General features: G+C 49.2%; 19 protein-coding genes, 1 tRNA gene, 3 rRNA genes and 1 other RNA gene. 20 read left to right on the top strand and 4 right to left on the bottom strand.

Annotated features, from left to right (window positions below; translation table 11 throughout):
* Positions 1–13 precede the first annotated feature (13 nt).
* Complete coding sequence (locus AAV35_RS13765; protein ID WP_008590247.1) at positions 14–961, top strand: siderophore ABC transporter substrate-binding protein; 948 nt, start codon at positions 14–16, stop codon at positions 959–961.
* 58 nt (positions 962–1,019) lie between these two features.
* Here the strand turns inward: AAV35_RS13765 and AAV35_RS13760 are convergent, their stop codons facing one another.
* Positions 1,020–1,706 carry a deoxynucleoside kinase gene (locus AAV35_RS13760; protein ID WP_008590245.1) on the bottom strand — a complete coding sequence of 229 codons (687 nt, stop codon included), beginning with the start codon at positions 1,704–1,706 and terminating at the stop codon, positions 1,020–1,022.
* The gene (locus AAV35_RS13755) at positions 1,703–2,344 is read right to left on the bottom strand and encodes a deoxynucleoside kinase (RefSeq protein WP_008590242.1); all 642 of its coding nucleotides are present in this window, start codon (positions 2,342–2,344) and stop codon (positions 1,703–1,705) included. Before AAV35_RS13755 ends, AAV35_RS13760 begins: the two co-directional genes overlap by 4 nt.
* Positions 2,345–2,477: 133 nt before the next feature.
* On the opposite strand from AAV35_RS13755, the gene AAV35_RS13750 reads away from it, so the two are divergent.
* Positions 2,478–2,550, top strand: a tRNA-Arg gene (locus tag AAV35_RS13750).
* Between the two features lie 183 nt (positions 2,551–2,733).
* Here the strand turns inward: AAV35_RS13750 and AAV35_RS13745 are convergent.
* The gene (locus tag AAV35_RS13745; protein ID WP_008590241.1) at positions 2,734–3,471 is read right to left on the bottom strand and encodes a DUF3862 domain-containing protein; all 738 of its coding nucleotides are present in this window, start codon (positions 3,469–3,471) and stop codon (positions 2,734–2,736) included.
* Between the two features lie 298 nt (positions 3,472–3,769).
* Between AAV35_RS13745 and AAV35_RS13740 the strand changes: the two genes are divergently transcribed.
* The 5 genes from AAV35_RS13740 (at position 3,770) to AAV35_RS13720 (ending at position 7,980) form a co-directional block, all read left to right on the top strand.
* Complete coding sequence (locus AAV35_RS13740) at positions 3,770–4,414, top strand: alpha/beta hydrolase (RefSeq protein ID WP_169819467.1); 645 nt, start codon at positions 3,770–3,772, stop codon at positions 4,412–4,414.
* A 226-nt stretch (positions 4,415–4,640) separates the two neighbouring features.
* Entirely contained in the window at positions 4,641–5,897 is a 1,257-nt protein-coding gene (locus tag AAV35_RS13735) for a DNA polymerase IV (RefSeq protein ID WP_008590237.1), read from the top strand.
* Positions 5,898–5,955: 58 nt separating this feature from the next.
* Positions 5,956–6,603, top strand: coding sequence for a M50 family metallopeptidase (locus AAV35_RS13730; protein ID WP_008590236.1), 648 nt, complete (start codon positions 5,956–5,958; stop codon positions 6,601–6,603).
* Positions 6,604–6,694: 91 nt separating this feature from the next.
* Positions 6,695–6,946: a hypothetical protein gene (locus AAV35_RS13725; RefSeq protein WP_008590233.1), complete on the top strand. Its 252-nt coding sequence runs from the start codon at positions 6,695–6,697 to the stop codon at positions 6,944–6,946.
* A 125-nt stretch (positions 6,947–7,071) separates the two neighbouring features.
* Positions 7,072–7,980: a DMT family transporter gene (locus tag AAV35_RS13720; protein WP_008590231.1), complete on the top strand. Its 909-nt coding sequence runs from the start codon at positions 7,072–7,074 to the stop codon at positions 7,978–7,980.
* On the opposite strand, the gene AAV35_RS13715 is transcribed toward AAV35_RS13720, so the two are convergent.
* A complete protein-coding gene (locus AAV35_RS13715; RefSeq protein ID WP_008590229.1) occupies positions 7,965–8,159 on the bottom strand; it encodes a hypothetical protein in 195 nt (64 codons plus the stop codon). The two genes, AAV35_RS13720 and AAV35_RS13715, sit on opposite strands and share 16 nt — an antisense overlap.
* A gap of 216 nt (positions 8,160–8,375) precedes the next feature.
* Between AAV35_RS13715 and acsA the strand changes: the two genes are divergently transcribed.
* From acsA to rrf, 13 genes are all read left to right on the top strand, one after another.
* Entirely contained in the window at positions 8,376–10,085 is a 1,710-nt protein-coding gene (acsA, locus tag AAV35_RS13710) for an acetate--CoA ligase (protein ID WP_008590227.1), read from the top strand.
* Positions 10,086–10,397: 312 nt separating this feature from the next.
* Positions 10,398–11,708 carry a lysine N(6)-hydroxylase/L-ornithine N(5)-oxygenase family protein gene (locus AAV35_RS13705; RefSeq protein ID WP_008590224.1) on the top strand — a complete coding sequence of 437 codons (1,311 nt, stop codon included), beginning with the start codon at positions 10,398–10,400 and terminating at the stop codon, positions 11,706–11,708.
* A 61-nt stretch (positions 11,709–11,769) separates the two neighbouring features.
* A complete protein-coding gene (locus AAV35_RS13700) occupies positions 11,770–12,285 on the top strand; it encodes a type 1 glutamine amidotransferase domain-containing protein (RefSeq protein ID WP_008590222.1) in 516 nt (171 codons plus the stop codon).
* A gap of 90 nt (positions 12,286–12,375) precedes the next feature.
* Positions 12,376–13,176, top strand: coding sequence for a DUF3891 family protein (locus AAV35_RS13695; RefSeq protein WP_337589699.1), 801 nt, complete (start codon positions 12,376–12,378; stop codon positions 13,174–13,176).
* 12 nt (positions 13,177–13,188) lie between these two features.
* Positions 13,189–13,656, top strand: a complete 468-nt coding sequence (gene tadA / locus AAV35_RS13690) for a tRNA adenosine(34) deaminase TadA (RefSeq protein ID WP_008590218.1) — start codon at positions 13,189–13,191, stop codon at positions 13,654–13,656.
* A gap of 44 nt (positions 13,657–13,700) precedes the next feature.
* Positions 13,701–13,966, top strand: an RNA gene (gene ffs / locus AAV35_RS13685) — signal recognition particle sRNA large type.
* A gap of 159 nt (positions 13,967–14,125) precedes the next feature.
* Positions 14,126–15,817, top strand: a complete 1,692-nt coding sequence (gene dnaX, locus AAV35_RS13680; RefSeq protein ID WP_008590216.1) for a DNA polymerase III subunit gamma/tau — start codon at positions 14,126–14,128, stop codon at positions 15,815–15,817.
* Positions 15,818–15,835: 18 nt separating this feature from the next.
* Entirely contained in the window at positions 15,836–16,156 is a 321-nt protein-coding gene (locus tag AAV35_RS13675; RefSeq protein ID WP_008590213.1) for a YbaB/EbfC family nucleoid-associated protein, read from the top strand.
* The gene (recR, locus tag AAV35_RS13670; protein ID WP_008590211.1) at positions 16,156–16,752 is read left to right on the top strand and encodes a recombination mediator RecR; all 597 of its coding nucleotides are present in this window, start codon (positions 16,156–16,158) and stop codon (positions 16,750–16,752) included. The genes AAV35_RS13675 and recR overlap by 1 nt, the downstream gene beginning before the upstream one ends.
* Before the next feature lie 16 nt (positions 16,753–16,768).
* The gene (locus AAV35_RS13665) at positions 16,769–16,978 is read left to right on the top strand and encodes a YaaL family protein (RefSeq protein ID WP_008590209.1); all 210 of its coding nucleotides are present in this window, start codon (positions 16,769–16,771) and stop codon (positions 16,976–16,978) included.
* Between the two features lie 359 nt (positions 16,979–17,337).
* Positions 17,338–18,908, top strand: a 16S ribosomal RNA gene (locus AAV35_RS13660).
* Positions 18,909–19,131: 223 nt separating this feature from the next.
* Positions 19,132–22,043, top strand: a 23S ribosomal RNA gene (locus tag AAV35_RS13655).
* Between the two features lie 51 nt (positions 22,044–22,094).
* Positions 22,095–22,209, top strand: a 5S ribosomal RNA gene (gene rrf, locus AAV35_RS13650).
* Together the 16S, 23S and 5S rRNA genes form the textbook arrangement of a ribosomal RNA operon.
* Positions 22,210–22,263: the final 54 nt, after the last annotated feature.

Genomic DNA, 22,263 nt, shown 5'->3' with positions numbered 1-22,263 from the left:
AAGGAGAATGAATATGAAGAAATTGTTGATGACTCTCAGTGTGCTCGTAATGATGGTGCTCGCGGCCTGCGGAAGTTCGGAAGAAGAAGCCGGTGCCTCTTCCGGTGACGGGGAAGACAAGGAGAAGAGTAAAGAAACCGTTATGGTGGAGCACGAACTCGGAACGACGGAAGTGGAGAAGAATCCGGAGAACATAGTCGTATTTGATTTCGGAGCGCTTGATACGCTCGATGCCCTCGGTATAGAAGCAGACGGTGTAGCGAAATCGAGTACCCTTCCCGATTATCTGTCGAAATATGAAGAAGATGATTATGAAAACGTTGGAAGTCTGAAAGAACCTGATTTCGAAAAAATCAATAGTATGGACCCCGGACTGATTGTTATCTCAGGTCGTCAGTCCGAGGCATACGAAGATCTCAGTGATATTGCTCCTACTGTTTATGTAGGTATGGATAACGAAAATTATATGGAATCATTCGAGAAGAATACTCAAACCCTTGCCAGAATTTTCGGTAAAACGGAAGAAGCTGACCAGAAGGTTTCGGCACTGAAAAAAGATATTGAGCAGATTAAAGAAGATATGCCGGAGGATAAGACTGGTCTCGTAACGCTTGCGACCGGTGGAAAAGTCAGTGCCTACGGACCCGGGTCACGTTTTGGGCTCGTCCACGATGTATTCGGAGTACCGGCGGCTGATAAAGAGATCGAAGCCTCTACTCATGGTATGAGTGTAACGTTTGAGTATATTGCGGAACAGGATCCTGACTATCTCTTCATTATCGACCGCGATAAGGTAGTCAGCGGTGAAGGGCAGGCGAAGGAATTGTATGATAACGATCTGGTCAACCAGACGGATGCCAAGAAGATCTATTTGGACCCGGCAGTCTGGTATCTGTCCGGAGGCGGCTTAAGATCATTTGAAAAAATGGCCGAGGAAGTATCGGCCGGTATCAGCGAATAATGAAAAATCCCCCGTCTGCATTACGGAACTGTTGCAGACGGGGGGTTTTCTTTTATTTTCACTCGACCGGGAGATGGCTCGATCTCCATTTACGGGCCTGCTGAATAAAGTGACCGATTTTTTCGAGAATCGGTTCAACGCTTTTTTCATCATTCAGAAGGTCATAGTCGGCTATATTCAGACGTAATACCGGACAGGCATTGAAATTGTCGATCCAGTCTTCATAACGGTTGTACATTTCTTCCCAGTAAGCAGTCGGTGTCTCCTGTTCCATCGGCCGGCCGCGTTCTCTGATGCGTTCGATGACGTCATCGAATGACCCTTCCAAATAGATAAGCAGATCCGGGTGCGGGAAATAGGGGGTCATGACCATCGCATCAAACAGGTTGGTGTACGTCTCGTAATCGGTAGGGGACATGGTACCCTGATCGTAATGCATTCTCGCGAAGATACCGGTATCTTCATAAATGGAGCGGTCCTGGACGAAGCCGCCACCATATTCGAAGATTTTTTTCTGTTCTTTGAACCGCTCTGCGAGAAAGTAGATCTGCAGATGGAAACTCCACCGTTCGAAGTCTTTATAGAAACTGTTCAGATAAGGGTTCTTTTCCACTTTTTCAAACGACGTACGGAAGTTCAGGGCCTGAGCCAGAGATGTCGTGAGCGTCGACTTCCCGACACCTACCGTACCGGCTACGGTAATCACACTGTCGTGCGGGATCCCGTATTTTTCACGTGCGTTCATTTGATCACTTCTCCTTTGCTCAGGTAGCTTCCAACTTTTTCAAGTATATAGTCAAGGTCACGCTGATGTTTGATGAAATCAAGACGGTCCCCGTCCAGACGTATGACCGGAATATCGGGGTGGGTTTCTTCGAACTGATCCATGAATGTCTCATAATCATCGGACAGCTGCTGCAGGTACTCAGGTTGTATATTCGCTTCCACGTCCCGGTTCCGCCTCCGTATACGCTCGAATAGCGTATCGAGTCCCGCATGTACATAAATGACCATGTTAGGACGCGGCATATCTCCGGTCAGAATATCGAAGATACGGGAATATTTGCGGAAATGTTCTTCTTTTAGTGTACGCTTTGCAAAAATCATATTTTTGAAGATATGATAATCCGCGACGACGGGCTTGCTTTCCCTCAAAAATTTATGTTCTATATCTTCAAGCTGTTTGTGCCGGTTACAGAGGAAAAACATCTCTGTCTGAAAGCTCCATTCTTCGATATTGTCGTAGAATTTACCGAGGAAAGGATTTTCTTCTACGATTTCTTCCAATAATTGAAATTTGAAATGCGCAGCTATTTTCTTGGACAGGGAGGTCTTTCCTACACCGATCGGACCTTCCACAGCTATAAAAGGCAGTTGAGCCATTACTGTCTTCCTCCTTTTTATACATCCGTTCGAACAGACAAAGTATATTCTATCACACACCGGTCAGGGAAGGCACGAGGAGGAAGAATTTTATCTTTGCATAAAAGGGAAATGGTAGTATAATAACGTTTGTGCCCCCGTAGCTCAGGGGATAGAGCATTGGTTTCCTAAACCATGTGTCGCAGGTTCGAATCCTGCCGGGGGCGTTTCGCAGTTTATAAGCGGTGATTCCACCGATGAGAATGCAGTTAAAGTTTTATACTAAAAGTGGTACGTGCACCTTCTTCCGTTTCGTAATCTGTATTCGGAAGGAGGTTTTCTATTGCCTTTTGCACAAAAGGACGTAAACCATTCATTAAGCTTTGAAAAGCAGAAATGTCGTTCCGGTTTTATTCCAGTCCGAACTGTGACTTAGAGGACAGTTTTCCGCCCTGGAACATTAGAGTGGCGTTGGACCCCAGGCCGGCTTCCCCACTATAAGTGTAGCTTACCGTGTAAAATTGACTTCCCGGTTCTCCACTCTCAGAAGTAATTTCTCCTTCTCCTCCAATAATTTCAAATACTTCATCAGAACTCATTCCATTTTCAATCTGATTGAATTCTTCCGAAGTGATCGTTACGTCTGAAGAACGGCCGTCTCCCACTCCGGCTTGTGATTTACTTTGTAGTTTCTCGTTTTGGAAAGTAAGCATTGCGTTAGAACCGAACCCTGACTCTCCGTCCCACGAGTAAATAACTGTGTGAAACTGAGTCCCTTTTTCACCCGTTTCAGATTGAAGACTGCCTTCACTTCCTATAATTTCTACAACTTTCTCATAGCTCATACCGTTAGAAATCTGATCAAATTCCTCTGCACTTATAGTTTCGTCGTTTTTAGAGGATGTATTTTCAGAAGTAGAATTACCAGAAGACTGTTCGGTATTTTCTTCACTCTGATTTTCATTTTTTTGATTTTGGCTTTCGCCGTCATTTTCCTGACTTTGTTTTTCACTGGTTGTTTCTGTCTGGTTTTCTTCATTCGAGGATGTATTCTCAGTTGAATCTCCTCCACCTAAAGCAGCGATCACAGTACCAAGAACTATGATTCCTATGATCCCTAAACAACCGAACTTGAAAAACTTTTTCATACTATGTACCTCCCTGAATGGATATTTGTAACGCTGCAGGTATCATTATAAACATATGTAGTAAAAAATAACTACAGGAGAAATGGTTATCGCTTCCGACTTTCCCGAATTTCTACATTTTTTTGATGTTCCTTTCATCTACCAGTTGATTTATGAGCAGTTTTTTGGAACACATGCACCTCTTCTTACCCAATACTACGTGTTTATCATTTTGAAAAAGACGCTTGAAGGGTACAGGACGAATGGAGCCCTGAACAGATCCGGGCCCGGAAATTATGAAATACGGGAGGGATCGAAAGTGAGATTGATGTATAGGGTACTTTTTTCAGTTGTAGTACTACTCTCTCTTGCAGCCTGCCAGGGAGACGATCCGGACAGTCAGAGTCCGGAGAAGGAAGATGAAAATAGCAGCGAAACATCCGAGGAAAGTAATATAGAAGGTGAATTGTGGAAAGGGGACGGAGACCTTGCCGTCGTCCTCTCGCACGGTGCCGTTTACAATGCGGAAAGCTGGGATGACCAGGGCAAAAAATTAGCAGATAACGGTATCACCGCTTTTGCGACGAAAGACACGTCACCGCGGACACTCAAAAAAGCGGCTGCGATGCTTAAAGAAGAGCACGGAGCCGAAGAGGTAGCTGTGATGGGGGCAAGTGCCGGCGGTTCTTCCGCTATTGAAGCTGTGACGGAAGGGGACTTCGATTTTCAAAAAGTGGTGCTCCTCTCCCCAGGGGGCGACCCTATGGAAATCAGTGATACTCCGGTGTTGACCGTTTACAGTGAGGACGAAGGTTACAGAGAACTTGAAGAAAGTACGGAAGAAGTGATGAAAACGATGGAAATTTCGGGCGGAGCCCACGCTCAGGAGATATTCAAAGGGGAGAAAAGTGAAGAGGTGATGAGCGAAATCATCCGGTTTCTTAAGGATGAAAACACTTCCTGACAGATATAAGCGCCTCGTGAGTCAGCAGAAGGTCTCTGTCTCATGAGGCGTTTTTTATCAACGTGGCAGCCCCCGCTTCCCGTAACCAAAATCGTGGACTTGCAGGGGGAAGGATCAAAAAGTACTGTTTACAAAAAAACAGTACAAGGGTAATATAAGAACAAGTGTTCCCGTTAAAAGTGAAACGGTACTGATATTATATTTCCCGGGAAATGAGGTGATGGCGATGACGGAGTACCCCTATCCGAGGCACGACGTGCTATGTCTCGATATGAGGTCTTTTTATGCCAGTGTCGAATGTATGAAAAGAGGACTGGATCCGGCAAAGGCGCTTCTCGCTGTAGTCGGCGACCCGGAGCGCAGCGGTAGTATCGTGCTTGCAGCTTCTCCTGCTCTTAAGGAGCGGCACGGAACAGGGAACGTCTCCCGCTTTTTCGAGCTTCCCGATGACCCGGAAATCATTATCGCCAAAGCATGCATGCAGGATTATCTGGATGTTTCCGTAGAGATTACGAGGCTCGTTCATCAGTATGCGCCGCGGGAAGCCATCCACGTTTATTCCGTCGATGAGCTTTGGGTGACGGTGGACGGGCTGGAGAAGCTCTATGGTCCTCCACGTGAAATCGCTGAACTTTTCCGGAAAAGAATTGCCGAACAGTTCGGAATTGAGTGTGCTGTCGGTATAGGAGATAACAAGTTTCTGGCTAAAGTCGTGCTGGACATACACGCGAAAAAGAGCGCAAGCGGAATCGCCGTCTGCCGTTATGAAGATGTGGAAAGGCTTCTGTGGCCGGTGCCGGTGGAAGATATATGGGGGATAGGGAAACGTATGATGCGGCGTTTGAACAATATGGGAATTATAAAGCTCGGAGATCTGGCTACCCATCCGCTCCGCTTTCTTAAAAAACGTTTCGGTGTCATGGGAGAACAGCTCTACTGGCATGCAAGAGGCGTGGACTTAAGTCCGGTATTCGGAAACTTCACGGGGGCGGTGCAAAAGAGTTATGGACACGGAATAACGCTGCTTGAGGATTATGACGAAAAGGATATATATCCCTGTCTTCTGGATTTATGTGAGGAGGTGTGCCGCAGGGCGAGAGAATTCCATCATATCGGCCGGACCGTCCATTTAGGGCTCGGGTACACGAAAGGGACAGGCGGAGGGTTTTCCCGTTCACTCACTCTCCATACCCCGACGAACCTGACGATGGATATGTATAGAGCGATCCTTTCCTTATTCCGGAAACATTACGACCGCGGCCTGGCCATTCGCCAGGTTTACGTCTCTCTCACGAACTTGGAGAATGATGAGAGTCTGCAGATGACCTTTTTCGACCGGAAAGAGAAAGAACGTGATCTGGCTGTTACGATGGATGACATACGGGCCCGGTACGGCTCCACTTCTCTGCTGCGGGCCAGCAGTTATGAGCCGGGCGGGATTACAATCGAGAGAAGTAAAAAGGTCGGGGGCCACTATGCATGAAACGTTTCCGTCCGTGAAAACGTAAAGAAGAAAGCAGATGAGGAATGGAGAGGTATCGATGAAAATACAAATTATTATAAGTCTTATAGTTGCTCTTTTACTGACGCAGATGCCTATCATAGGAAAGTATTTTGCTATGCTGAATACGATGGTACACGAAACCGGCCACTCCTTAATGGCTCTTTTAAGCGGCGGAGAAGTACGGAACATCTCCCTCTTTCCCAACACGTCCGGTGTAACCATGACCGGGCACACCTCATGGTTCAGCCACGTACTCACCAGCCTGTCGGGCTATATTTTCGCGTCAGCGTTCGCATTTCTTCTTTTTTACCTTCTCTCTAAAGGAAAATACACGCTGATCGTTATTCTGTTACTCGGATTACTCTCCGTAAACCTGTTATTCTGGGTACGCAATCCGTACGGAGTATTCTGGATTATCACGTTCGCAGTTCTCTTTCTCTGGCTGCTGCGTTCCGGTCACCAGACGCTCATCGCTTATGCTTTGACGTTTATTGCCGCACTCATACTGGTGCAGTCAGTTATAAGTGCTTTTAATATCATGTGGCTCAGCCTCACTTCTCCTTCCGGGGCCGGTGATGCGACGAACCTCGCACGTGCCACGAAAATACCGGCGGTCGTCTGGGGTACAGGCTTTTTCCTCCAGGCGTTCTACTTCGGTATTCAGGCATGGAAACGATTTTTTTAATTTCTCCGGGACAATCGGCCCGTCCTTGTTTTTATGTGAAAAAGATAGGGTAAGAAATATAGTACACAATGAAATAGGAAGGAGGCGGGTTATGGAATTGAAAGATCGTTTAATTACGTATGGCTTCGATACGGTCGATATTTTCCTCATCGACGACGAAAAGAATCAGGAGACGGTATCGAACGTCAAACTTCATAAAGTCACTAATCTTGAATATAAGCTGTATCTGGATCCGGAATCTATCGAATATCATCTTGATCATGAAGATCCTTATTTCAAAGCGGTTCAACAGGAACCCGATCAAAAGCCGATAGGGGTGAAAGGATATATCCTGGAATGGTGAGAAGAACCTCTTTATAGACGAGAGGCTCTTTTTTACTGAGGGGAAATGAGGAAGAAGAAAAATCCCTGGCTTTTAGAAAAAGAGATACCCGAGTACATTCGTTATTCAGGAAAGGGGGAGTCGGGATGAGAGCGTATGCTCTTGTAATGGTAACTATGTTTTTGTTTGCAGGAAACTACATTGTGGGGAAAGTGGCGGCTGATGCCGTCCCTCCTTTGACCCTGACGTGGCTGAGAACGCTCATCGGGGTGATTCTTGTCACGACGTTTTACTGGAAGAAGATAAGGATGGTGAAGAGACAGCTCATCGACGGATGGCGCCCTCTGGTCGGCATGGCAGCTACGGGAATAGTAATGTTTCCGGCTTTTTCATACCTGGCTCTTCATTACACTACCACTATAAACGCCTCTATTATGGAATCGCTTACTCCGGCAGTGACTATTTTTATCGGAGCCGTATTTCTGAAGGAGAAATATGGACTGAGTCAGCTGATAGGCGTGGGGATATCCCTGACCGGTGTCGCCTATATTATAAGTAAGGGGTCTTTTGCGAGGCTGCTGAGTCTCGAGTTCAACAGTGGAGATCTGATTATGATAGGGGCGGTCATCAGCTGGGCCATTTACTCTACGCTCGTGAACATTTACGGTTACAGGCTGCCTTTGTTCGGAAGTCTGTTCGGTATCCTGGTGATCGGGAATGTTATGGTGATGATAGCGGCCTTTCTATTCGAATGGTCCCAGGGCCGGTTCATAACCGACTGGTCCATGCCGATCATCACCAGCATCCTTTACACCGGACTGTTTCCGTCTTTTCTTGCGCTGCTGTCATGGAATATGGCCGTTGCGGAAATAGGACCGGCGAAGGCAACGATATTCATCAATCTGCTGCCGTTCGCCACTGCGATCCTTTCCCTTCTTTTTCTGCAGGAAAAAATTACGGTCGATCAGGTCATCGGGGGCGCAATCGTTCTCACGGGGATTTATTTTACTACGAGAGTAAAAGGTGGAAGAAAACCCGGTTACAAGCTGCGCTGACGGCGCCGGTTTTTCTCCTTCCGATCCGCAATTCCTCCGATGATAAGAAACACACCCGAGGAGAAGAGCATCAGGGAAATCATTGTGTTGTTGATAGCCAGAAGCAGTATAAGGGAAACGATAATATTGACTGTTCCTATAACACCGAGAATCCAAAACATTTTATTTTCTTTAGTCATAGTCTCTCACCTTTCTACTGTATATTATATAAAGACAAAAGGCGGGAAGCAAACGTCCCCCGACTGCGGCGGTCAAAAGGGAAAATATGTGTTTCACTTTAAATATTTTTTGAAATCGCATACAATACAATTAACGGAATTTTCCGAAATACATGTACATAGCTTCCCCGACATGTGAAACGGGGGAGTAATTTTGCCAAGGAGTGTGAGACAATTATGGATATGAAATCAATTCCGGCACAAACGGGTAATTACAATCTCGAGAACTACGAAGAAATGTACAAAACGTTTGACTGGGAAGACGCCAAAAAGAACTTCACCTGGAATGAAACAGGGAAAGTGAACATGGCTTATGAGGCGATAGATAAGCATGCAGAGGATCCGGACAAAAAGAATCAGCCCGCTCTCGTCTATTCGGCTCCCGGTCGGGAAGAAACACTCACATTCAGTGATTTGAAGCGGGAAAGTGATAAATTCGCAAACGTACTTAAGAAGCATAATATTGAAAAAGGGGACCGGGTTTTTATGTTCCTTCCGCGAAGCCCGGAATTTTACGCTGCTTTTCTCGGTATATTGAAAACCGGAGCTATCGCGGGTCCTCTGTTTGAAGCGTTTATGGAACAGGCTGTCCGTGATCGCCTGGAAGACAGCGGGGCTAAAATGCTCATAACGACTCCTGAGCTTCTCGAACGCGTACCGGAAAAAGAACTTCCGGACCTGAAGCAGGTCGTGCTCGTAGGAGGAGAAGGTTCCGGCGACTACATCAGTTTTGAAGAGGAGATGAAAGACGCTTCTCAGGATTTCGATATAGAATGGGTAGACCTCGAAGACGGAATGCTGCTTCACTACACCTCGGGCTCAACGGGTAAACCAAAAGGCGTCTATCACGTACACAACGCCATGATCCAGCATTATCAGACGGGTAAATGGGTGCTCGATCTGAAAGAGGGCGATATTTACTGGTGTACTGCCGACCCGGGCTGGGTTACGGGTACGAGCTACGGTATTTTCGCCCCTTGGCTGAACGGAGTGACGAACGTGGTCAAAGGCGGCCGCTTCAGCGCCGATGACTGGTACTCTCTGATCGCAGAGAAAGAGATCAGCGTCTGGTACTCGGCGCCTACCGCTTTCCGTAAGCTGATGAGTGCGGGAGCGGAGGTTGCGAAGAAACATGATATGACTTCCCTCCGTCACGTACTGAGTGTAGGGGAGCCGCTTAACCCGGAAGTCGTTACGTGGGGGCTGAAGGCGTTCGATCTTCGTATCCACGATACATGGTGGATGACGGAGACGGGAGCCCAGCTGATCTGTAACTTCCCTGCTATGGAAATCCGTCCCGGTTCCATGGGTAAACCGATTCCGGGGATAGAAGCTTCTATCGTAGATAACGAAGGGAACGAACTTCCACCGAACCAGATGGGGAACCTGGCCATCAAAGAAGGATGGCCTGCCCAGATGCGCGCCATCTGGAACAACCCCGGTAAATTTGAAAGCTACTTCGTCAACGGCTGGTACGTCTCCGGCGACAGTGCCTATCAGGATGAAGACGGGTACTTCTGGTTCCAGGGACGTCTCGATGATGTCATCAACACTTCCGGAGAGCGGGTAGGCCCGTTTGAAGTGGAGAGTAAGCTGATTGAGCATGAAGCCGTAGCGGAAGCAGGGGTTATCGGTAAACCGGACCCTGAGCGCGGAGAAATCATCAAAGCTTTCATTATGCTTAACGATGGCTACGAAGAATCGGATGAACTTCTGGAAGACATCCGTCAGTTCGTGAAAAAAGGTCTGAGTGCTCACGCAGCACCACGTGAAATGGAAGTGAAAGACTCCATTCCTAAAACGAGAAGTGGTAAGATTATGCGTCGCCTGCTGAAGTCCTGGGAACTTGGACTTCCGACAGGAGATACGTCCACACTTGAAGAATAAATATTCCCGGCACCCGGGGTAAAACGAACGGTAAAGATACAGCATCCGGACAATCGAATCCATGAATTCTATACGAAAAGTACGTCAACTTCCGCAGAACCGGTACGGGCTGAAGACCCGCGTGATCAAACGGATTTTCTGATCGCGTCAGCTGAGGCTGTGCCCGCGGAAAGCGACGTGCTTTTCGTTTTGCTTTTCGGCAGAAGTTCCACGTGAAACATACATAATAGATGAACGTACCCGAAAAAACCCCGGAGATTAAGAAGGAGGAAAGTTGGGAATAGCCTCTTAGAAGAAAAAGGGGGAAACAGTATGTACGACGTAATTGGTATTGGAATCGGACCTTACAATCTCGGGATGGCCGGGCTCATAGATCAGACGAATGAAGTAGAGGGGATCTTTTTTGATGATACTCCGAAGTTCGAATGGCACCCCGGCATGCTCGTGGAAAAAATGGATTTACAGGTTCCGTTCATGGCGGATCTGGCTACATTCGCTGACCCTAAAAGCCCTTATACGTTCATGAACTATCTGTATGAAAACAATAGATTATTTCCTTTTTACCTGTATCAGAATTTCAAAATCCCCCGTCAGGAATACAATGATTATTTGCAATGGGCGGCCGATCGCCTCGATAACCTGTATTTTGGGCATGTGGTAGTTGATGTTCTGGATCACGAGGAGGAAGAGTATTACACCGTTAAGGTGGAGGATAAAATGACGGGTGAACTCAAGCAATATGATACGAAACACGTTTTAATGGGGACGGGCACGAAGCCGCTCGCATTCAAGGGGACGGAAGAACTCCCGCGGGAAGACGTCCTTCATTCTAGCCGTTATCTGTTTGAAAAAGATCAGCTTCTCCGCTCCCAGGACGTGACGGTGATCGGCTCGGGGCAGAGTGCTCTCGAAATTTTCCTCGACCTGCTGGAGGAACAGGAGCGACAGGATATGCGGATAACGCTTCTTACAAGGTCCGGAGGTCTGTTCCAGCTCGATCAGGCGAAATTTGCCCAGGAGATGTTCACCCCCGAATACATCGATTACTTCCATAGTTTAAGTGAAGAAAAACGTCTGGAAGCCCTCGATACCCTTAAACCTCTGCGTAAAGGAATCGACCCCGACACCCTCATCCGTCTGTATACGAAACTGTATCACCGGACAGCAGGAGGAGGGGAGAGCGGTATCTTCATTCAGCCGATGACGGAAGTGAACAATATCACTTACGACAACGGAAGGTATCATCTCGACTGTTATCAGTGGCAGGAAGAAGAACAATACGTACATTCGACGAAAAAAGTCGTGCTCGCGACAGGATATGAACCTCATTTTCCCGAGTGGTTCATGCAGAATTTCAAAGATAAAATCGAGTGGGAAGGCGAGATGCAGTACAAAGTGACGAGAGACTATAAACTCGTCTTCAATGAAGAACGATCTCACCACTTCTTCACAGCTACCGGCCTTACTCATTCCCATGGTACCGGAGCGACCAACCTTGGACTCGCCGTGCACAGAAATATACACATTTTAAATGCCATAGCAGGCAAGGAAGTCTATAGAAACCAGGAGAACCCGGCTTTTCAGACGTTTTCCGTGAAAGAACGGAAGTGGGGTCAGGTTTAATATAGTGTGCACCGGGAAACATTGATAGTGGAAACAATCTTACAAAGGAGATGAAAACACAATGAGTAAAATAGCATGTGTAATCACCGATATGTTTGAAGATGTAGAATTCACTCAGCCGGTCAACGCTTTGAAAAAAGAAGGCCATGAAGTGACGAATATAGAATGGGAAGCCGGAAAAGAAGTGACAGGAAAACAGGGAGAGGCGAAAGTTGCAATAGATAAATCTATTGATGAAGTGAACCCCGGCGATTTCGATGCGCTGTTCATTCCGGGAGGTTTCTCTCCGGATCAGCTCCGTGCGGACGATAATTTCGTGAAGTTCGCCAAGTATTTCATGGATAATGAGAAGCCGGTCTTTGCAATATGCCACGGACCACAGCTTCTGATCACTGCGAAAAGTCTGGAAGGACGTCACGCGACAGGCTTCAAATCCATTCAGGTGGATATGGAGTACGCCGGTGCGACCGTTCAGGACAAGGAAGTAGTCGTATGCCAGGATCAGCTGGTGACGAGCCGTCAGCCTGATGATATCCCGGCATTCAATAAAGAAATGACCCGCATCCTCAGTAAATAAAAGGACAGAAGCCTCCGCTTTCATAAGCGGGGGTTTTCTTTCGGGAAAACGTCCGAAAGCCCGTGCTTTTAATATTTTCAAAAAATTGCTATGATTAGTAGTACGAAAAAGCGAGGAAGTGGAGGGGTGAAAATGATTGTCCGGGAATATAAGGAAGGATTTGTTATGATTCGTCAGCATGATCATGCGCTTATCTCAGGAGAGATGGCACGTCAGTGGAAAAATGATTTCCTGCTGACTTCAAGAATTCGATCGGAAGCGGACTGGGCGGTAGAGGTCCATGACAGGGCGTGGATCCCTCTTGATGAGAAGCCGCTGTGGAACAAAGAGAAGGGGCGGCCTTTCACCTTCGTCGATTACCCTCTGGAAGAGAAACTGGCGGCCTATCGAAGCGGCATCGAGAAGACAGCGGAGCAATCTCCGTATGCCGGAGCGCTGACGAGTATGCATTACCAGTCCTTCTTCGAAAATGACCGGGACGACCCCCGCACCGCCGAATTTTATGAAGAGCAGAAGGAAGTACAGGAAAAACTGCTCAATGAAATGAAAGTGGAAGTGCCGGCGGAATTACGTCATCTTCATTTTGAAAGGCTTCAGTTTTGCGATAATCTCTCTCTGTATATATGTATGAATGAGCCGGGGGCCTCCAAAGAAAATGAAGTGCCATGGTTCAGAGACGGTTTCCCGCAGAAGTTCGACATCGCTCCGGGCGGGATTTATCCGGAGTGGAAGAATGAAGCTGCCGTTCTTCTTACCCCTTTTCCTTTCGCGGAGGAATGGACCGTTTCCGTTCCGTACCGTTTCGTAACGAAGGAGAAAATCGATGAGGCGGGTCTTGAGAGAGCTTATCATGAAGCGGAAGAAAAGAACTATTTCGTAACTTTCGATTAAGGACGTGGACGTATGGAAAGCGACCGGTATTATATGAAGAAAGCCATCGAGGAAGCGGAGAAAGCAGAGGCGCTCGGAGAGGTTCCGATAGGAGCTGTCCTCGTCCACGAAGGTGAAGTGATAGCCCGGGGACATAACTTGAGAGAAACTACACAAAAAACGTCCTCTCACGCCGAGTGTATTACGATCGATCGCGCCAATGATGTTATAGGAAGCTGGAGACTCGAGGAATGCACGCTGTACGTAACACTTGAACCATGTCCGATGTGTGCCGGAGCGATTCTCCAGTCCCGCATTCCTGTACTCGTGTACGGAGCTTACGACCGGAAAGCAGGATGTGCCGGGACGCTTATGAACCTTCTGGACGACGATCGTTTTAACCACCGTACAGCCATCCGTGCCGGAGTGATGGAAGAGGAGTGCGGAGAGATGCTTTCCTCTTTTTTCAGAAGGATAAGGAAAAAAAGAAAAGACAAATAGCTATCTATTGCAATTTCGAAGATGAGGTTATATAATTACGATTGTCGTGCTAAGCGGGGAGGTAGCGGTGCCCTGCACTCGCAAGCCGCTAGAGCGAGGCTGAATTCCTGCTCGAGGTGACAAAGTTTCAAGGTCTGCCTCACAAAAGCAGTGTTGACATCCAGGTCCTGCGCAATGAGAAGCAGTGAACCCTGTCAGGTCCGGAAGGAAGCAGCAGTAAGCTGTGCCTCTCGTGTGCCGCGGGAGTGCCTGGATCGAGCTGTGATTGTGAGTAACGCTTGGGGTTCTGTCATCGACAGCAGGTGCACGGCATTACATAAAACAGAAAGTCGTTATGGCGAAGAGCCATAGCGGCTTTTTTTCTCTCAGGGGTTGTAAAGTTTTTGCAGAGAGACAGAGGTGGAACTTCACAGGGAGGGTCCGTTTTCGCTATAATAAGAAGTAAGACTAACAAAGGGGAACATCGACTATGAGCTATCAGGCCCTATATCGGGTGTGGCGCCCTACCCTGTTCAGGGATGTGGTGGGACAGACACACATTACACGTACTTTGCAAAACGCAATCGCCCAGCAGAAATTTTCACATGCGTATCTGTTCTCCGGCCCGCGCGGTACCGGAAAGACGAGTGCTGCGAAAATTTTCGCAAAAACGGTCAACTGTGAACAGGGACCGACGAAAGAACCCTGTAACGCCTGCAGCGCATGTCTCGGTATCCAGGACGGTTCCATATCGGACGTTATCGAAATAGACGCAGCTTCAAACAATGGAGTGGAGCAGATCCGTGATATCAGGGATAAAGTCAAATACGCGCCTACTTCCGTCTCCTACAAAGTCTACATTATCGATGAGGTGCACATGCTTTCCATCGGGGCTTTCAACGCCCTGTTGAAGACGCTTGAAGAACCTCCTTCACACGTAGTTTTCATTCTGGCGACGACGGAACCTCACAAAATACCCCTGACGATCATCTCCCGCTGTCAGCGTTTCGATTTCAAACGTATATCGCAGACAGCTATGGTAGAACGGATGGCTTCCATTACGGAAGAAGAGGATCTTGCAGTGGACAGGGAAGCTCTCGAGATCGTAGCTTTGAGTGCAGAGGGCGGAATGCGGGATGCTCTCAGTCTGCTGGACCAGGCGATTTCCTACAGTGAGGATGCCGTAGGTACGGAAGATGTACTGGCCGTTACCGGCTCCATCTCCCAGCAGCAACTGGCTGCTCTTTTGCGTTACGTACATGCAGGGGAAGTAAAGGAAGCACTCGAAACGGTGGATGCTCTTATTCAGGAAGGGAAAGACCCGGGGCGTTTCGTTTTCGATCTGATCTATTATCTCCGGGATCTGCTTATGTACAAGAGTGCGCCGGGACTTGAACAGCATCTGGAGAGAGCAGTACCGGATGAAGGCTTCCGGGCTCTCTCCGGGGAGCTTCAGCCGGAATGGATTCAGGGCGCAATCCGCTCTTTGAACCAGTGTCAGCAGGAGATGAAGTGGACGACGAGCCCTAAGGTGTTCATAGAGATCGCTCTTTTGAATATTGCAGACCAGAAATCGGGAGCTCCCGCAGGGGGAGATACGGAGATGGTGGATAAACTCTCCCGCAAAATCGATACGCTGGAGAAGAAAATCATGAAGATGGAAGAAAATCCACCTGCGGTCGCAGCTTCCCAGCAGGCGCCGGCCCCGGAAAAGCGGACGCCCTCCAGGGGAGCCAAAAACAATTATCAGGTTCCTTATGAGAAGATAAACCGTACGCTCCATGAAGCTTCCAAAGAAGCGATTACCGGTGTGAAGGAAGTGTGGGGCGAGTTCATGGAAGCATTGAAGAAGAGAAATGCCCCCGCTCATGCGACACTGTTGAACAGTAAACCGAGGGCCGCTTCCGGAAGCTCACTCGTTCTCGCTTTCCGTTACGATATCCATTGTTCCTTAGCGCTCGATCATAAAGCGACTATCGAGCCTCTGCTTGAGGAATTCACCGGGAAACCGCTGGTGATTATCCCCGTGCCGGAACCGAAGTGGCAGCAACTGCGTGAGGAGTACGTACAGAAACAGAGAGACGAAGCTCCGGAAGAAGAGAAAAATGCAGATACAGAAGACGATTTCATCTCAGAAGCGAAAAAATTAGCCGGTGATGATATAATTGAAATTCACGATTAAACTTTAGGAGGAATTCATATGCGTGGTGGCGGAAACATGAATAATATGATGAAACAGATGCAGAAAATGCAGAAGAAAATGATGAAAGCACAGGAAGAACTTTATGAAATGACGTTCGAAGCTACAGCGGGCGGCGGAATGATTAAAGTGGAAGCGAACGGGAAAAAGGAAATCACCAATGTGGAAATAGATGAAGAAGCAGTCGATCCGGATGATGTGGAAATGCTTCAGGATCTGATCATCGCAGCTACGAACGACGTATTGAAACAGGTGGACGATAAGACGAATGATACGATGGGTGAGTTTACGAAAGGCATGCCTGGTGGAGGAATGTTTTAGTGTATTATCCAGAACCGATTTCAAAGCTGATCGACAGCTTTACTAAATTGCCAGGGATCGGTCCTAAAACGGCGGTCCGTCTGGCTTTTTATGTTTTAGAGATGGAAGAGGACGACGTCCTGGAGTTCGGTAAAGCGCTTGTGAATGCGAAAAGGGAACTGACCCACTGTACCAATTGCGGACACATTACGGATCAGGATCCCTGTTCCATCTGCCAGGACGAGTCGAGAGACAGTACGCTTATCTGCGTAGTCCAGGACCCGAAAGACGTCATTGCTATGGAAAAGATGAAAGAGTTCAGTGGAAAGTATCACGTGCTCCATGGTGCCATCTCCCCGATGGACGGGATAGGTCCTGAAGACATCAACGTTGAAAGCTTAATTAAGCGTCTGAAAGATGAAGGTGTGGAAGAACTCATCATTGCCACCAACCCGAACGTGGAAGGGGAGGCTACGGCTATGTACATTTCACGTCTCGTGAAGCCGGCCGGAATCCGGACGACCCGCATAGCCCATGGGCTGCCGGTCGGCGGGGACCTCGAATACGCGGACGAAGTTACTCTTTCCAAAGCGATGGAAGGAAGACGGGAGCTCTGAGAGTGAGGGGTGCCTTATGTTTAATAGGAAGAGAAAGAGAAAACGGGAAGAGAAACGGTTAATTGAGAGTATTGGACGTGCCCACAGGGAATGGAGCGAACTTGCCCGTCTGATGGAGCACAACTTTCATGCGAGTGAGGAAGAATATCGTCAGATCACCGTGGCGAAAGCTAAATATTTCTATTTACTCAGGGAGGCACGGGAGAGAGAGATCAATGTTCTTTGAACTGTGAAGTCCGTGCTGCTTCAAAAGATCTTCTCCCCGGCTGTATCTTGTAGAAGAGAAACGGCCATCCCTCTTTTGAAAAACTGCGATTTCTGCGGTTTTTTTATTTTTTTCAACATAACTCTTGTAATGTTAGAAACAAGGTGTTATATTATTACCTGTCGCATTAAGAAAGCCGGAAACGGCAAGCAGTGCGAAATTAAAAAATATATAAAGTTGTTGACGGGAAACCCTCAGCATGATATATTAATTAAGTCGCTGTTTTGAGGCGACGTTGTAATGGATCTTTGAAAACTGAACAATGTTTTATGCCATGCGTCAATTTTTTGAACGAATTATGATTGAGCTAATCAATCTCTTTTATGGAGAGTTTGATCCTGGCTCAGGACGAACGCTGGCGGCGTGCCTAATACATGCAAGTCGAGCGCGGGAAGCGAGCTGAAGCCCTTCGGGGCGGACGCTCGTGGAACGAGCGGCGGACGGGTGAGTAACACGTGGGCAACCTGCCTGTAAGACCGGAATAACCCCGGGAAACCGGGGCTAATGCCGGATAATCAATCGGTTCTCCTGAACCGATGGTAAAAGGATGGCCTTAGCGGCTATCGCTTACAGATGGGCCCGCGGCGCATTAGCTGGTTGGTGAGGTAACGGCTCACCAAGGCGACGATGCGTAGCCGACCTGAGAGGGTGATCGGCCACACTGGGACTGAGACACGGCCCAGACTCCTACGGGAGGCAGCAGTAGGGAATCTTCCGCAATGGACGAAAGTCTGACGGAGCAACGCCGCGTGAATGATGAAGGTCTTCGGATCGTAAAATTCTGTTGTGAGGGAAGAACAAGGATCGTGCGAACAGAGCGGTCCCTTGACGGTACCTCACGAGGAAGCCCCGGCTAACTACGTGCCAGCAGCCGCGGTAATACGTAGGGGGCAAGCGTTGTCCGGAATTATTGGGCGTAAAGGGCACGCAGGCGGTTCCTTAAGTCTGATGTGAAAGCCCGTGGCTCAACCACGGATGGCCATTGGAAACTGGGGAACTTGAGAACTGAAGAGGAGAGTGGAATTCCACGTGTAGCGGTGAAATGCGTAGATATGTGGAGGAACACCAGTGGCGAAGGCGACTCTCTGGTCGGTTTCTGACGCTGAGGTGCGAAAGCGTGGGTAGCAAACAGGATTAGATACCCTGGTAGTCCACGCCGTAAACGCTGAGTGCTAGGTGTTAGGGGGCTTCCACCCCTTAGTGCTGAAGTTAACGCATTAAGCACTCCGCCTGGGGAGTACGGCCGCAAGGCTGAAACTCAAAGGAATTGACGGGGGCCCGCACAAGCGGTGGAGCATGTGGTTTAATTCGAAGCAACGCGAAGAACCTTACCAGGTCTTGACATCCTTGGCTACTTCCAGAGATGGAAGGTTCCCTTCGGGGACCAAGTGACAGGTGGTGCATGGTTGTCGTCAGCTCGTGTCGTGAGATGTTGGGTTAAGTCCCGCAACGAGCGCAACCCCTAATCTTAGTTGCCAGCATTCAGTTGGGCACTCTAAGGTGACTGCCGGTGACAAACCGGAGGAAGGCGGGGATGACGTCAAATCATCATGCCCCTTATGACCTGGGCTACACACGTGCTACAATGGATGGGACAAACGGAAGCGAACCCGCGAGGGGTAGCCAATCCGAGAAACCCATTCTCAGTTCGGATTGCAGGCTGCAACTCGCCTGCATGAAGCCGGAATCGCTAGTAATCGCAGATCAGCATGCTGCGGTGAATACGTTCCCGGGCCTTGTACACACCGCCCGTCACACCACGAGAGTTGGCAACACCCGAAGCCGGTGAGGTAACCTTTACAGGAGCCAGCCGTCGAAGGTGGGGCCAATGATTGGGGTGAAGTCGTAACAAGGTAGCCGTATCGGAAGGTGCGGCTGGATCACCTCCTTTCTAAGGATAGGAACGGATCTTTCCCCTTACGGGAAAGATCCGCACGAACCGGGCGCTCTTATGGAGCGCTCCGGCGTATGGCTAAAACATGTTCAGTTTTGAGAGATCTATGCTCTCTTTGAACCTTGAAAACTGGATAAGAAACAAACAGACAATATCGTAAGATATTGATCTGGACCAACATCGATCTTTATTTTAGAATGAAGCGTCTTTTCACTAGTATAGTGAAGAAATGAAGGGCGCACGGTGGATGCCTTGGTACCAGGAGCCGATGAAGGACGGGACAAACACCGAAATGCTTCGGGGAGCCGTAAGTAGGCGTTGATCCGAAGATGTCCGAATGGGGGAACCCACTGTCCGTTATGGGACAGTACCGATCACTGAATACATAGGTGGTCGGAGGTAGACCCGGGGAACTGAAACATCTCAGTACCCGGAGGAGAGGAAAGCAAATGCGATTTCCCGAGTAGCGGCGAGCGAAACGGAACCAGCCCAAACCAGAGAGCTTGCTCTCTGGGGTTGTAGGACACTCCCTTGGAGTTACCAAGAGGGAGGATAGGCGAATCGGACTGGAACGTCCAGCCATAGCAGGTAACAGCCCTGTAGCCGACATCCTCCCTCCTCCGGAGTGGATCCTGAGTACGGCGAAACACGAGAAATTTCGTCGGAATCCGGGAGGACCATCTCCCAAGGCTAAATACTCCCTGGTAACCGATAGTGAACCAGTACCGTGAGGGAAAGGTGAAAAGCACCCCGGAAGGGGAGTGAAAGAGAACCTGAAACCGTGTGCCTACAAGTAGTCGGAGCCCGTTAATGGGTGACGGCGTACCTTTTGTAGAATGGACCGGCGAGTTACGATCGGCTGCAAGGTTAAGCACCGTAGGTGTGGAGCCGCAGCGAAAGCGAGTCTGAACAGGGCGTCTCGAGTAGACGGTCGTAGACCCGAAACCGTGTGATCTACCCATCTCCAGGGTGAAGGTCAGGTAATACTGACTGGAGGCCCGAACCCACGTAAGTTGAAAATTACGGGGATGAGGGGTGGGTAGGGGTGAAATGCCAATCGAACACGGAGATAGCTGGTTCTCTCCGAAATAGCTTTAGGGCTAGCCTTCGGCCAGGAGTCCTGGAGGTAGAGCACTGATTGGATGAGGGGCCCCTACCGGGTTACCGAGTTCAGTCAAACTCCGAATGCCAGCGACTCGCGTCGAGGAGTCAGACCATGGGTGAGAAGGTTCATGGTCAAGAGGGGAACAGCCCAGACCGTCAGCTAAGGTCCCTAAGTGTGTGTTAAGTGGAAAAGGATGTGGCGTTGCTTAGACAACCAGGATGTTAGCTTAGAAGCAGCTATCATTGAAAGAGTGCGTAATAGCTCACTGGTCGAGTGACGCTGCGCCGAAAATGTACCGGGGCTAAACACACCACCGAAGCTACGGATTTGCATCGATGATGCAAGTGGTAGGAGAGCGTTCCAGGAGCTGTGAAGTCAGACCGTGAGGACTGGTGGAGCGACTGGAAGTGAGAATGCCGGTATAAGTAGCGAAAAAAGAGTGAGAATCTCTTTCACCGTAAGCCTAAGGGTTCCTGAGGAAGGCTCGTCCACTCAGGGTTAGTCGGGACCTAAGCCGAGGCCGAAAGGCGTAGGCGATGGACAACAGGTGGAGATTCCTGTACCACCCGCCTCCGTTCGAGCGAACGGGGGGACGCAGGAGGATAGGGAGAGCGCACCATTGGATGTGTGCGTCCAAGCTGTGAGCGCGTCGGATAGGCAAATCCGTCCGGCAAGTGCAAGCAGTGATGGGGAGAGAACATGAGTATCGAAGCTCCTGATTTCACACTGCCAAGAAAAGCCTCTAGCGAGGATGGCGGGTGCCCGTACCGCAAACCAACACAGGTAGGCGAGGAGAGTATCCTAAGGTGATCGGGAGAACTCTCGTTAAGGAACTCGGCAAAATGACCCCGTAACTTCGGGAGAAGGGGTGCTCCTCTGCCGAGGAGCCGCAGTGAAGAGGCCCAAGCGACTGTTTACCAAAAACACAGGTCTCTGCGAAACCGTAAGGTGAAGTATAGGGGCTGACACCTGCCCGGTGCTGGAAGGTTAAAGGGATGCGTTAGCGTAAGCGAAGCGTTGAACCGAAGCCCCAGTAAACGGCGGCCGTAACTATAACGGTCCTAAGGTAGCGAAATTCCTTGTCGGGTAAGTTCCGACCCGCACGAAAGGTGCAACGACTTGGGCACTGTCTCAACGAGAGACCCGGTGAAATTATACGATGCGTGAAGATGCGCATTACCCGCGACAGGACGGAAAGACCCCGTGGAGCTTTACTGTAGCCTGATATTGAATGTTGGTATCGCTTGTACAGGATAGGTGGGAGCCATCGAAACCGGAGCGCAAGCTTCGGTGGAGGCGCCCGTGGGATACCACCCTGGCGGTACGGACATTCTAACCCAGGACCGTGATCCGGTCCGGAGACAGTGTCAGGTGGGCAGTTTGACTGGGGCGGTCGCCTCCCAAAAAGTAACGGAGGCGCTCAAAGGTTCCCTCAGAATGGTTGGAAATCATTCGCAGCGTGTAAAGGCACAAGGGAGCTTGACTGCGAGACCTACAAGTCGAGCAGGGACGAAAGTCGGACTTAGTGATCCGGCGGTACCGCATGGAAGGGCCGTCGCTCAACGGATAAAAGCTACCCCGGGGATAACAGGCTTATCTCCCCCAAGAGTCCACATCGACGGGGAGGTTTGGCACCTCGATGTCGGCTCATCGCATCCTGGGGCTGTAGTCGGTCCCAAGGGTTGGGCTGTTCGCCCATTAAAGCGGTACGCGAGCTGGGTTCAGAACGTCGTGAGACAGTTCGGTCCCTATCCGTCGTGGGCGTTGGAAATTTGAAAGGAGCTGTCCTTAGTACGAGAGGACCGGGATGGACACACCGCTGGTGTACCAGTTGTTCCGCCAGGAGCATTGCTGGGTAGCTACGTGTGGACGGGATAAGTGCTGAAAGCATCTAAGCATGAAGCCCCCCTTGAGATGAGATTTCCCTTTACAGAGATGCCTCTGAGACGAAGAGGTTGATAGGTCCGGTGTGGAAGCGTGGCGACACGTGCAGCAGACGGATACTAATCCATCGAGATCTTCTCTATACGTTGGTCGTATGTTTCTTATCCAGTTTTGAAGGTTCATTCCTTCATAGATGTGGTGGCAAGAGCGAAGAGGTCACACCTGTTCCCATGCCGAACACAGAAGTTAAGTTCTTCCGCGCCGATGGTAGTCGGGGTTACCCCCCGCAAGAGTAGGGCGCTGCCACATTGTCAGAAGCCCAGAGGCCACCCCCTCTGGGCTTCTTTTGTATAGGTAAGACCC

It is taken from the genome of Salimicrobium jeotgali (assembly GCF_001685435.2).
Taxonomy (GTDB): Bacteria; Bacillota; Bacilli; order Bacillales; family Halobacillaceae; genus Salimicrobium; species Salimicrobium album.
Note: the sequence above shows the minus strand (reverse complement) of the source record. Positions and strands in the feature narration are given on the sequence as shown.